The following is a 12780-nucleotide window of genomic DNA, read 5'->3' on the forward strand; positions in this document are numbered from 1 at the left end:
CCCATGCGACTTCCACGGAACCTGCACCTGCGACGTCTCGCCGCGGCCTTCGCGCTCGTCCTGATGCTGCCGCTTGCCGGCTGCTTCTCCTCGCCCGGCGAGGGGGAGAGTCCCGCGGCGTCCGGCCACGCGGTGAATTTGATCTACTATACGATCGGGGATCCCGACAAGGACCTCAAGCAGGTCAACGACAAGATCAACGAGGTGCTGGCCAAGAAGATCGGCGTGACGGTCACGTACATCAAGGTGGGCTGGCAGGAATACGAAGACCGGCTGAACACCCTCGTGTCGGCGGGCACGCCGTTCGACATCGCGTTCGCGCCGGAGTATTCGACCTACGCGCAGCGCGGCGCGTGGCTGAAGCTGAACGACTACCTGCCCACGGCGGGGAAGGAGATGTACGACGCGATCGACCCGGTGTTCTGGGAAGGCGTGCGCATGGATGACGGCGGCATCTACGGCGTGCCGACCAACAAGGAGCTCGCCGTGCGGGATCAGTGGATGTACCCGGAGGCGCTCGTGAAGAAGTACGGCATCGACATCTCCAAGTACACGACGCTGGCGTCCCTCGAGCCGCTGCTCCGGATGATCAAGGAGAAGGAGCCGGCCTACCAGCCGATGGAGCTCGACAAGGACTCGCAAAATTTCTTCGCCCTGGACGGCTACCAGTACGTGGCGGAGAAGACGCTCCCGCTCATGATTCGCGTGCTGGATCCCAAGGCGTCGGTCGTCAATATCTTCGAGACCCCGGAAGCCCGCAAGGTGCTGGACCTGCTCCGGCTTTACTACGTGGCGGGCTACATCAACGAAGACGCGGCCATGCGCGAGAACCAAGGGCTGCAGCGGGGCACGCCGGTCTTCTGGAAGGCCGCGGGCGGCGGGCCGCTGTCGGAGAACAGCTGGAGCAAGGACCGCGGCTACAAGCTGGTGGCGTATCCCGTCACCCCGGCGCTCATTACGACGGAGTCCACGCGGGGCGGGGTCATGGTCGTCAGCGCGGATACGAAGCATCCCGTGGAGGCCGTCAAGTTCCTCAATCTGCTGAACACGGATCCCGAAGTGCGCAACCTGTTCAACTTCGGCATCGAAGGCGTGCATTACACGCTGGACGGCAAGGGCCAGGTGGTGCCGATTCCGCCCAAGGACGAGAACGGCCATCCGATCCCGGACGCGCAGCCGAACTACGCGGGCGTGCAGTATACGCAGGGCAACTGGTTCATCCTGAAGACGATGGGCGGGGAATACCCCGATCCGCTCGACAAGTGGGATCAATTCCGCGCCGCCAACAAGGAGGCGGTCGAGTCGAGCACGCTGGGCTTTACGCCGGACCTCTCCCGGATGCCGATCCAGGTGCAGAACATTCAGATGGTGTGGGAGAAATATTTTCCGAGTCTGATGACGGGCAGCGTGGACGTGGATGCGGTGCTGCCGAAGTTCAATCAGGAGCTCCGCCAGGCGGGCATCGACGAGGTGCGGACCGAGGTGCAGCGGCAGCTGGACGCCTGGCGGGCGGCGCATCAATAGGCGGCAGGGCGAACGTATCCGGGCGGATGCGGTTCGGTTCGCGTCCGGCTGCGCGGGGCCGGAATCGGCGTTCATTCGGGATGCCATGCGGCAGATCGGGGTGCCATTCCTGGACGAAAAGCGGGCCGGACGCGGCGAGCCGCCGACTCCTTCCTCGATTTTGGTGTATAATGCAAGGAGGAAGTCTCCGCATGGACGGAAGGCTTGAAGAAGGAGAGCTTTATGACATTCGAACAATTGAAGTTGATTCCCCCGATTCTGAAGGCATTGGCCAAAGAAAATTACGCGCAGCCGACGCCGATTCAAGAGCAGGCGATTCCGCCGGTGCTGGCCGGACGCGACCTGTTCGGCTGCGCCCAGACGGGGACGGGCAAGACGGCGGCATTCCTGCTGCCGATCCTCCAGCTGCTGAACGCGAAGCAGGGCCGCCAGGGCGGCAAGCGCGTCATCCGCACGCTCATTCTAACGCCGACGCGCGAGCTGGCGATTCAGATTGCCGATAATTGCAAGGCGTACGGACGCTTTATGAATTTGCGCAGCGACGTCATCGTGGGCGGCGTCTCGCAGAAGGCGCAGGAGAACTCCTTGGCGCAAGGCATGGATATTCTGATCGCGACGCCGGGCCGGCTGATCGATCTGATGAATCAAGGCTTCGCGGACTTGCGGCACGTGGAGATCCTCGTGCTGGACGAAGCGGACCGGATGCTCGACATGGGCTTCATCCACGATATGAAGCGCATTATCGCGAAGCTGCCCGCGAAGCGCCAGACGCTGTTCTTCTCCGCGACGATGCCGGACGAGATCACGTCGCTCGTGAACTCGCTGCTCACGAACCCGGTGAAGGTCGAGATCACGCCGGTCTCTTCGACGGCGGAGCGGATCGAGCAATCGCTCTACTACGTGGATAAGCCGAACAAGCTGCAGCTCCTGATCGACATCATGCAGGATAAGTCGATCGCGAGCGCGCTCGTGTTCACGCGGACGAAACACGGCGCGGACCGGGTGGTGCGGGGCCTCGTGAAGGCGAACATCACCGCGCAGGCGATTCACGGCGACAAGTCGCAGAACGCCCGCCAGTCGGCGCTGAACAACTTCAAGAGCGGCGCGACCCGCCTGCTCGTGGCGACGGACATCGCGGCGCGCGGCATCGACATCGAGGAGCTGTCGCATGTCGTCAATTTCAACCTGCCGAACATTCCGGAGACGTACGTGCACCGGATCGGCCGCACCGCCCGGGCGGGCCTCAGCGGGATCGCGATCTCGTTCTGCGAGTTCGAGGAAATCCCGTACCTGAAGGACATCGAGAAGCTGATCAAGAAGAAGATTCCGGTGATCGAGAACCATCCGTATCCGATGACGATGACGGAGCCGGAACCGGCGGCGGTCGGAGCGGGCAGGGGCGGCGGCGGCGCGGCTCGCGGCGGCGCGCAGTCCGGGGGCGGCAACGGCGCCGGACGCGGCCAGGGCGGCGGCTCCGGGCGCGGCGGCGGCAACCAAGCCGGCGGCCGAGGCCAAGGCGGCCAGAACGCGCAGGGCGGCCAGAACGCGCAGGGCGGCCGGAACGCGCAAGCCGGACGCGGCGAGACCGCGGCCGCGAAGGAAGGCGGCGCGGGCGGCTCCGGCGGCGGACGCCACCGCAGACGGCGGTCCAACGCCGGCAAGTAAGCGGGCGCCCGCGCCCGGACCTCGCTGGCGGCGGCCCGAGCCGCCTCCGCGGGCCGCGGCAGGCTTCATCCCCTGTGTAGAAGGACAAGCCGAACAACCGCATAAGCTATTAACCAAGCAAAGCGTCAAGAACATTCCCGTTCTTGGCGCTTTTTTTGTTGGGCGATAAGAAGCATGGGAACGATAGAACGCGGAGGCTGGTCGATTTTACATCTCCCCCCGCTGCAGTCATTTACGCGAGGCGCTACGTCTACAGCCATGAACGAGCGTAGAAAAGCGAAATATTTAAATTTTTTTTTGCGGCGTGAAAAAAAGCGGCGCGCTCGATTGTATTACAAGTGAAAGGAGGTGCTGAGGTGTACGATTCATCCGAGCTCAATGAATCCGTGCAGCGGGCCTTGGATCGCTATTCGCAAAGCCTGATCAAGATCGCGTTCGCCTACCTGAAGAACATCGCGGACGCGGAAGAAGTGGCGCAGGACGTGTTTCTCGCGTATCTGCAGAAGCGTCCCGTCTTCGATAGCGACGAACACGAGAAAGCGTGGCTGATCCGTACCGCCATCAACAAAAGCAAAAACATGCTGAAGGCCGGCTGGTTCCGAAACCGCAATCCGGTGCCCGAAGACCTGAGCTACCTCCCGAAGGAAGAGAACGAGGTCCTGCAGGCCGTGCTCTCCCTCGAGAAGAAATACCGCATCCCGATTCACCTGCATTATTACGAAGGCTATTCCATCCAAGAAATCGCGGCGATTATGCAGGCCAAGCCGGCAACGGTCGGAACCTGGCTGGCGCGAGGACGACTGTTGTTGAGAAAGAAGATCGGAGGCTTGGAGGATGAAGAAATCTGTCTATAAATCCGCGATGGACCGCGTGAAGACGAGCGAGGATTTCAAAGCAGCGACCTATCAGAAGCTGAAGCGCGAGCTGGAGCAGCCCGCGCGGACGACGGAACCAATATTGCAACCAAACAAACCGAAGGAGCGGATACGCATGGAAAGAACGATGAAACGGAAAGTAACGGGTTGGACGGTCGGCATCGCGGCGTGCGCGGTGCTGTCGGTCGGGATTTTCGCGATGAACCAGGGCAATAGCCCGGCAACGCCTTCCTCGCCGCCGGCATCCACGTCGACGAAGGCGCCGATCATGGGCAAGGTGGCCGTGAACATCGACGGCGTCATCTCCGAAGTAGGCGCGGACGGCAAGAGCTTCAAGGTCGGCGACCTGTGGGTCACGGTCACGGACGCCACGAAATGGGGCAGCAGCGAACCGACGGCCGTCGCGCCGTCGAAGGAGATCAAGGTCGGCAACATCGTCTCCGGCTACACCGCGCAGGACGTATCGACCGGCAAGGTGACGGCGGACGTCATCTACACCAACCTGGCGGCCGAGAAACCGGCGACGACGGGCAAAGCGGCCGTCAACATCGAAGGCACGATCACCGAAGTGAGCGCGGACGGCAAGAGCTTCAAGGTCGGCGACCTGTGGGTCACCGTGACGCCGGATACGGCGATGGGCATCGACGGCCCGACGGCCGCGGCGCCGTCCGAGGAGCTGCTGCAGAAGGAGTTTAAAGTCGGCAACGTCGTGTCCGGCTACACGTCCGAGGACGTCGGCACGGGCAAGGTCCATGCGACGCGCATTTACAATAACATGATTCCGCAAAAATAAGCATCGCCGAACCCCGGCGATTGGCGTAACGACGCGGATTGACCGACAGGGCGCCTCCTCGAGAGGCGTCCTTTTCGCTTCCGGCACGCCGCCGGACCCCGGAAGGTCCATGTTGAAACGGCGCGGCTTCGTGTATAATGAATGAGGTTGTCCAATTCATGCCGAAGGGGCTGTTGAATGATGTCCATCAGTTTGAACCCGTATTTGATGTTTGCCGGCAACGCAAGGGAAGCGATCCATTTCTACGAGAAAGCGCTTGGCGGGAAAGTCATCGGCATCATGGCGTTCGGCGACATGCCGGCAAACCCGGAGTATCCGATCGCGGACAACATGAAGGACCGCGTCATGCACGGACATCTGCAGATCGGCGAATCGCATCTGATGTTCTCCGATTCGTTCGACGAGGCGCCGTTTCAGGTGACCGACGCGGTACAAATCGCGATTCATCCGACGGAAGAGACGAGAGCGAAGGAAATTTTCGAAGCGCTGGCGGACGGCGGACAAGTGATTCTGCCGATTCAGAAGACGGATTGGAGCCCGATGTACGGCATCGTGAAAGACAAATTCGGCCTCACGTTCCAAGTGAACGTGCCGGGACAGCAGCCGGGATAACCGCGCTTGGCAAACGAAAACCCAAACGCCTCCTGATCGCGACGAACAGGAGGCTTATTTTATGCCGCAGCCCGCTCGGAGGGCAGGCGGACCGAACGATGCGCATGGGGGAGAGCGGCGGAATGGAACACAAACAATGGGCGGCTTCGTGCTTCAACAAGGTATGGGACCTGCTGGGCAAGGAGGACCGCTCGGAGCGCGACGACGAGGAGATGGTGCACCTCTGCCACGCCTCGTTCTGGCATTGGTCCCAGGACGAGGGGCACACGGCGACGAATATTTCGATCGGCTACTGGCAGCTGGCGCGCGTGTATGCCGTGATCGGGCAGGGCGGGCAGGCGCTGGCGTACGCGGAGAAGTGTTTGAAGGTGACCGCCGAGGCGGAGCTGGCGCCGTTCTACATGGCGTATGCGCACGAGGCGCAGGCGCGGGCGTACGCCGTGCTGGGGGAGCGGGAACGGATGGAGGCCGCGGCGGCGGAAGCGTCGCGCTTGACGGAGCGGGTGACGGACGCGGAGAGCCGCGGCTGGCTTCTCGCGGATCTGGCGACGATCGCGCGCTAGTCGGCCGCGCATGCGATAACGGGGCAAAAGCTGCTCGGACGGGGTCCGGGCAGCTTTTTTTTGCGGCGCGCGGGCGGCCGCGGGATGCCTGCCGGCGCCTGCATCAGGCGGGAAGGCGGAGGCGGGAGATGCGCGCATCGGACAGGAAGCTTCTGGAGGACGCCGGCAGGCGCCGGGCAGCGGATCGTCTTCGTGCCGGCGTTCGGAGCGGGCGCCTAGCCTACTCGCGCTCGATCCCGTAGCGCAGCTGCACGACGCCTCCGCCAAGCGGCTTGCAGTCGAGCAGCCGTACTTGCTTGCAGGCGTAATGTTCCGTATCGATGAGCAGGTTGAGTCCCTTTCCCTCCAGGACGGGCGCCACGTTGAAGACGGCTTCGTCCGCGAGCCCCGCGCCGAGGAACGCGTTATGGATCTCCGCGCCGCCGCCGATCAGCGCCGTCAGGTGGCCGCGTTCCGCCAAATACGCCAGCGCTTCCTCCGGCGACCGCACGACCGTCGCCCCCGGCAGCTCCCCGGCGTTCCGGGATACGACGACGATGTCGAGCGCGGCGAACGGTCCGCCGGCGCCGCCATTGCCGCGCATCGCTTCGAACGTCCGGCGCCCGACGATGAAATTGCCCGCGGCGGCGGCCTGCGCCGCGAAGTCCGCCAGCGCCTCCGGCTTCGGCGGGTTGCCGGGTCCGGACTGCGCATAGTTGCCGTTGGCCGACAGGGTTGCCCATAACAAAGTTTTCATAAGAGAATGCCTCCTTGAATTCGTGATCGCCTTCGGTTTCCATCCTAGCGGAACTGTGGTACATTTGAAAAGTAGTTACATTTTTGTGCAATAGTTTCAATAAATGAAGTATGGGGGCAATCCGAGATGATGGACCGATCCTGTCCGGGCAACGTGGAACCGATTCTGGCGATGCTGGACGGCAAATGGATGCTGCTGCTCCTGTTCGAGCTCTTCAACGGCACCCGGCGTTTCGGGGAGCTGCGCCGCAAGCTGCATCCCATCAGCCCGAAGACGCTGACGGACCGATTGCGGCTCTTGGAGGAGAAGGGGCTCGTGACCCGTACGATCTATCCCGGCGTGCCGCTGCATGTCGAGTACGAGCTGACCGAGAGCGGGCAGGGCTTGCAGCCGATCTTCGAGGCCATGTGGGCCTGGACGCAGCAATTCGGCGCCGGGCTGGAGAAGACGGCCGGCGGGACTAATCAAGAAGCAGAAGAAGAAGAATCGGCGATGTAAGCGCGGGTAGAAGCTGCCCGACATAGACGCTCCGGGATTTCCGAACACGGGAATCCCGGAGCGTTTTGCGTTGGTTATCGGTACCGGAGTCATGAATATCCCATAAAGTTGACACAGACCTGCGGCTTTAAGCTGCGGCGCCGCGTCCAAAAGAACGCGCGCCGTCTAAGCGGCTCGAAGGATTTTATGATTTCATGGATGGGGAGCCATAGTTTCCAGCAAATAAGAGAGACTAATCAAGTATTTGCGCCTATACGAAGGTTATTTTTCCTGGCGGGCATGCTATAATGCTATATGTTCGGTATATGGGATGTTCCATGCACATATATGTAATGAAAGCTATCATTAGGCACGCCGACATCATAGCGAGGAGAGGGATAGGAATGCCCAGCAAAACAAGAAAAGTGGCGATCGTCGGCGTCGGCGCCGTCGGCGCCAGCTGTGCCTACGCGCTCGTCAACCAATCCATTTGCGACGAAATCGTGCTCATCGGCCGTTCGGCCGAGAAGGTTCGCGCCGACGCGCTCGACCTGTCGCACTGCATGGATTTTACCCATAACCGCACGAAGGTCGGCACGGGGACGTACGAAGACTGCCGGGATGCCGATATCGTCGTTCTGAGCGCGGGCGTCGTCATGATCCCGGGCGGCACCCGTCTCGATCTGGCGGCGAGCTCCCTGGAGATCTGCCGCGAGATCGTGCCCCAAATCGTGGCCGCCGGCTTCGAGGGCGTGTTCCTCGTGGCGGCGAACCCCGTCGACGTCGTGACCGGCATCGTCCTGAAGCTGTCAGGCTTCCCGCGCTCGCGGGTCATCGGCACCGGCACGTCGATCGACTCCGCGCGGCTGAAGACGCTGCTGGCCGAGCATCTGCCCGTCGACCCGCGCAGCATCAATGGCTACGTGCTCGGGGAACACGGCGACTCGCAGTTCCCCGCCTGGTCGCACGTGACGATCGGCGGCAAGCCGATCCGCGATATTCTCGCCCAACACGGCGAACGGTTCGACCGGTTGGACCTGGATGTAATCGCGCAGCAGACGCGCAACGCCGGGTGGGAGATCCTGCAGGCGAAGGGGGCCACGACCTACGGCATTGCCAGCGCGCTGGCCTCGATCGCCCGTTCGATCTTGAACAACGAACACCGAATCGTCGCGGTGTCCGCGTACCTGGAGGGCGAATACGGCCAAAGCGGCCTCTGCGCCGGCGTGCCGGCGATTCTGACGCGCGAAGGCATGACCGAGATCGTCGAGCTGAACCTGACGGCGGGCGAGCGCCGCCGCTTCGCCGAGTCGTGCGGCGTCATCCGCGGCGCGATGGAGGCGCTGGCCCTCGACGCGATCGCGCAATCGTAGCCGCCGGCAGCCTGGAGGCTTAAGCGAGAGCGGGCGAATGCAGCGTGCGCGGCTGCCCGCGCGCAGCGCGCTGCCGATTCGAGGCAATCGGCCTCCGTCGTCGCCGATGCCCATTGCCGGAATCACATCGGATCCATACGAGGAGCCATCCCCGACGGGGATGGCTTTTTTGCATCGCGATGCATTAGCGGAACCCTGCCGGCAGCGGCAGTAGAGGGAGGGTAGTCGGTTTGCGTTTGGTTTGCGTTAGCGCGCTGCTTCGATCAAGCTGCGATGAATCGATGATTTTCGATTGACAGGGTGCATACATTTGTATACAGTTGTGATAGTGTATACAAATGTATTCAATTGTGTCGGGAGGGAAGCGTATGCGCATGAAGCAGCGCCTCGCGGCGGGGAAGCGTGCCGGACGCCGCGCCGAATCGGCAATATACCGTCAATTCGCAACGGAGGGGGAGAAGGGCTAGCCATGTGGGGACTTCGCGCCTATATCAAACCGTATTGGAAGTTCGTCCTGCTCGGGCCGCTGTTCATGCTCGGCGAGGTGTTTTTCGATTTGCTGCAGCCCCGGCTGGCGGCGCATATCGTCAATTTCGGCGTCGTCGTCCGCGACTTCGGCGTCATCGAGCGCACCGGGCTGGTGATGCTGCTCGTCACGCTGCTTTCGCTGATCACCGGCGTCGGGTGCAACCTCTTCGCGAGCCGCGCCTCGCAAAACTTCGGGGCCGACATCCGGGAGGCGCTCTATGCCAAAATTCAAACCTTCTCGTTCGAGAACGTGGACGCGTTCAAGGCCGGCTCGCTCATCACCCGGATCACGAACGACGTCGTGCAGGTGCAAAATCTGCTGCAGATCGCGCTGCAGGGCCTGGTCCGCGCGCCGAGCCTGCTGATCGGCAGCGTCATCATGGCGCTGCTCATGGATCTGCGGCTCGGGTTGATCCTGCTCGGCACGCTTCTCGTCCTCGCTACGGTCATCTTCGTGCTCATTCGCTTCTCGTCGCCGCTGTTCGCGAGCATGCAGGCGAAGCTGGACGCCGTCAATACGAGCATCCAGGAGAACCTGGCGGGCATTCGGGTCGTGAAGGCGTTCGTCCGGTCCGACTACGAGCAGGAGCGGTTCGGAGACATCAACGCGGATTATACGCGGGCGTCCGTCCGGGCGGCGCGGCTCATCGCGCTCAATTCGCCGATCGTGTCCTTGATCATGAACGCGTGCCTGGTGGCGATTCTGCTGTACGGGGGCAACCGCGTATGGCTCGGCGCGATTCGCGTCGGGGACCTCGTGGCGTTCGCGAACTACGTCGGCCAGGTGCTCGCGTCCCTGCTCATGGTCAGCGGCCTGCTGATGAACGTCTCGCAGGCGAACGTCTCCGCGCGGCGCATTCGCGACGTACTGGAAGCGCGGCCGTCGATCGCGGACGGGCCGCAGGGCGCGGAAGCGCCGATCCCGGCCAAGCACGTGGAATTCCGCAACGTTGTCTTCTCCTATGCGGGGCCGGCCGGGGAGGTGCCGGTGCTTCGGAGGATCAGCCTGGAAGCCCGCCGCGGGGAAACCGTCGCGATCATCGGGGCCACGGGCTCGGGCAAGTCCACGCTCGTTCAGCTGATCCCGCGGCTGTACGACGTGACGGCGGGCGCCGTCCTGCTCGACGGCCGCGATATTCGCGACCTTCCGCTGACGGAGCTTCGGCGCCGCGTGGGGATGATTTTTCAGGATGCGTACCTGTTCACCGGCACGATTCGGGACAATTTGGCGTTCGGCAAGCCGGACGCGTCGCAGGCGGACATCGAAGCGGCCGCGGCGCTCGCGCAGGCGCACGACTTCATCGCCGCGCTGCCGGACGGCTACGAGACGAAGCTCGGCCAGAAGGGCGTCAACCTCTCCGGCGGGCAGAAGCAGCGGCTCTCGATCGCCCGGGCGCTGCTCGCGAAGCCGCCCATCCTGATCCTGGACGACAGCGCGAGCGCGCTCGATCTCGGCACGGAGCGGCGGCTCCGCCTCGCGCTCCAGGCGCTCCGGCAGGACGCGATGACGTTCCTGATCGCGCAGCGGATCGCGTCCGTGAAGGACGCCCATCGGATCATCGTGCTCGAGGAAGGCGAAATCGCCGGCTGCGGCACGCACGAAGAGCTGCTCGCGAGCTGCGGGGTGTACCAGGCGATCTGCCGGTCGCAATTCGGGAAGCGGGAGGAGGAGAAGCCGTATGTCGGACAGCAATCAGGCTAATGCGCAGGCTAACGCGGGCAAAGCCCCGGCGGATTTCGCCCAGATGGGCTTCCGGCAGGGTCCCGGCCCGCATCAAGGGGCAGCGCCGAAGGTCCGGTCGAAGGACGCCAAAGGCACGCTGCGGCGAATCGGCCGCTACCTCCGGCTGCAGCGCGGCGCGCTCTGGACCGTCGTCGTCTGCACCGTGCTGACGTCCGGGCTCCAGCTGCTGGGCCCGTACATGATGGGCAAGCTCATCGACGATTATATCGTGCCGCACCGCGGGGACGGCTTCGCGCGCATGGGGCTGCTGCTCCTGGGCGTGTACGCGCTCGGCGCCGCGTTCACCTGGGTGCAGCAGTATGCGGCCTCCAGCCTGTCGCAGCATACGGTGCGCGACATGCGCAAGGACCTGTTCGGGCACTACCAGCGGCTGCCGGTGCGGTTCTTCGACGACAAGACGCACGGCGAGCTGATGAGCCGGGCCACCAACGACATCTCGAACGTGTCCAACACGCTCAACCAGACGGTCGTCCAGCTGATCGCCTCCGTCCTCATGCTGGCGGGCAGCGTCGTCATGATGCTGACGCTGAGCGGGTGGATGACGCTCGTGACGATGGTGACGGTGCCGCTGGTCGCGTTCATGACCAAGCGCATCACGTCGTATACCCGCCGGTACTTCTCGGAGCAGCAGCGGCATCTGGGGGACGTGAACGGCTTCGTGCAAGAGAGCATCTCGGGCCTGAAGGTCGTCAAGGCGTTCGGCCGGGAGGAGCGGTCGCTTGCGCAATTCCGCGAGATGAACGAACGCTTGCGGGCCGTCGGCGTGAAGGCCCAGAGCCTGTCCGGCTCGATGGGGCCGCTCATGAACGCGATGCGCAACCTGAGCTTCGTCGTCATCGCGGCGTTCGGCGGCATCTTCGCGTACCACGGCCTGATCACCGTCGGGATCATCGTCAGCTTCCTGGCCTACGCCAACCTGTTCAGCCAGCCGCTCAATCAGCTGGCCAACCAGTACAACCTGTTCCAGTCCGCGATCGCCGGCGCCGAACGCGTCTTCGAGGTGCTGGACGAGGAGCCGGAGACGGGAGAGGCGTCCGCGGAGCCGGCCGATCGCCCCATTCGCGGCGAAGTCGCGTTCGACGGCGTGCATTTCGCCTACAAGCCGGGCATGCCCGTGCTGAAGGACCTGAACTTGCGCGCCTCGCCCGGCCAGACGATCGCGCTGGTCGGCCCGACGGGCGCGGGGAAGACGACGATCATCAACCTGCTGACGCGGTTCTACGATATTCAGGCCGGCCGGATCGCCATCGACGGCGAAGACATCCGGCGCTTCGGCAAGCAGGCGCTGCGCAGGCGGATCGGGCTCGTGCTGCAGGACGCGTACGTCTTCTCCGGCACCGTGCGGGACAATATCCGCTACGGCCGCCTGGACGCGACGGACCGGGAGGTGGAGGCGGCGGCCCGGCTGGCCAACGCCGACGCGTTCATCCGCAAGCTGCCGCACGGCTACGAGACGCGCCTCAGCGCCGAAGGCGGCAACCTGAGCCAGGGCCAGCGGCAGCTGCTGACCATCGCCCGCGCCGTGCTGGCGGATCCCGCCATTCTCATCCTGGACGAGGCGACCAGCAGCGTGGACACGCGGACGGAGCTGCAGATCCAGGAGGCGATGAAGACGCTCATGCAGGGGCGAACGAGCTTCGTGATCGCGCACCGGCTGAGCACCATCCGCGAGGCCGACGATATCCTGTTCATTCGCGGCGGCGAGGTCGCCGAGCGGGGCACGCACGACGAGCTGCTGCGCCGCGGGGGCCAGTACGCCGAGCTGTACCGGAGCCAGTTCGCGCAGGAGACGGAGGCGCACGGCGGACAGGGCGAGGCGACGTAGGGAGAGGGGCGGAGACGCTCCTCTTTTTGCGTGTCCGGCGGGGCGCTGCGGGGCGCAACCGCGGG

Annotated in this window: 11 protein-coding genes; 10 read left to right on the plus strand and 1 reads right to left on the minus strand. The window is 63.8% G+C overall.

Annotated features, from left to right (window positions below):
• Window positions 1-3 precede the first annotated feature (3 nt).
• The 6 genes from BMZ79_RS17950 (at window position 4) to BMZ79_RS17975 (ending at window position 6032) form a co-directional block, all read left to right on the plus strand.
• Window positions 4-1524 (plus strand): ABC transporter substrate-binding protein, encoded by a 1521-nt coding sequence (locus tag BMZ79_RS17950; protein ID WP_090642216.1) that lies wholly within the window; start codon window positions 4-6, stop codon window positions 1522-1524.
• 222 nt (window positions 1525-1746) lie between these two features.
• Window positions 1747-3189, plus strand: a complete 1443-nt coding sequence (locus tag BMZ79_RS17955) for a DEAD/DEAH box helicase (protein ID WP_143088987.1) — start codon at window positions 1747-1749, stop codon at window positions 3187-3189.
• Window positions 3190-3545: 356 nt separating this feature from the next.
• Window positions 3546-4043 carry an RNA polymerase sigma factor gene (locus BMZ79_RS17960; protein ID WP_090642218.1) on the plus strand — a complete coding sequence of 166 codons (498 nt, stop codon included), beginning with the start codon at window positions 3546-3548 and terminating at the stop codon, window positions 4041-4043.
• Window positions 4024-4857, plus strand: coding sequence for a DUF5666 domain-containing protein (locus BMZ79_RS17965; protein WP_143088988.1), 834 nt, complete (start codon window positions 4024-4026; stop codon window positions 4855-4857). Before BMZ79_RS17960 ends, BMZ79_RS17965 begins: the two co-directional genes overlap by 20 nt.
• A gap of 180 nt (window positions 4858-5037) precedes the next feature.
• Complete coding sequence (locus tag BMZ79_RS17970; RefSeq protein WP_090642681.1) at window positions 5038-5469, plus strand: VOC family protein; 432 nt, start codon at window positions 5038-5040, stop codon at window positions 5467-5469.
• Between the two features lie 122 nt (window positions 5470-5591).
• Complete coding sequence (locus BMZ79_RS17975; RefSeq protein WP_256252819.1) at window positions 5592-6032, plus strand: hypothetical protein; 441 nt, start codon at window positions 5592-5594, stop codon at window positions 6030-6032.
• A gap of 220 nt (window positions 6033-6252) precedes the next feature.
• Here the strand turns inward: BMZ79_RS17975 and BMZ79_RS17980 are convergent, their stop codons facing one another.
• Complete coding sequence (locus BMZ79_RS17980) at window positions 6253-6768, minus strand: dihydrofolate reductase family protein (protein ID WP_090642223.1); 516 nt, start codon at window positions 6766-6768, stop codon at window positions 6253-6255.
• A gap of 126 nt (window positions 6769-6894) precedes the next feature.
• Between BMZ79_RS17980 and BMZ79_RS17985 the strand changes: the two genes are divergently transcribed.
• The 4 genes from BMZ79_RS17985 (at window position 6895) to BMZ79_RS18000 (ending at window position 12715) form a co-directional block, all read left to right on the plus strand.
• A complete protein-coding gene (locus BMZ79_RS17985; protein ID WP_090642224.1) occupies window positions 6895-7266 on the plus strand; it encodes a winged helix-turn-helix transcriptional regulator in 372 nt (123 codons plus the stop codon).
• 383 nt (window positions 7267-7649) lie between these two features.
• Entirely contained in the window at window positions 7650-8618 is a 969-nt protein-coding gene (locus BMZ79_RS17990) for an L-lactate dehydrogenase (protein WP_090642226.1), read from the plus strand.
• 469 nt (window positions 8619-9087) lie between these two features.
• Window positions 9088-10848 (plus strand): ABC transporter ATP-binding protein, encoded by a 1761-nt coding sequence (locus BMZ79_RS17995; protein ID WP_090642227.1) that lies wholly within the window; start codon window positions 9088-9090, stop codon window positions 10846-10848.
• Window positions 10826-12715: an ABC transporter ATP-binding protein gene (locus BMZ79_RS18000; protein ID WP_090642229.1), complete on the plus strand. Its 1890-nt coding sequence runs from the start codon at window positions 10826-10828 to the stop codon at window positions 12713-12715. The genes BMZ79_RS17995 and BMZ79_RS18000 overlap by 23 nt, the downstream gene beginning before the upstream one ends.
• The last annotated feature ends 65 nt before the right edge of the window (window positions 12716-12780 follow it).

The sequence above is a fragment of the Paenibacillus sp. UNC496MF genome, from assembly GCF_900113915.1.
In the GTDB taxonomy this organism is placed as follows: domain Bacteria; phylum Bacillota; class Bacilli; order Paenibacillales; family Paenibacillaceae; genus Paenibacillus_Z; species Paenibacillus_Z artemisiicola.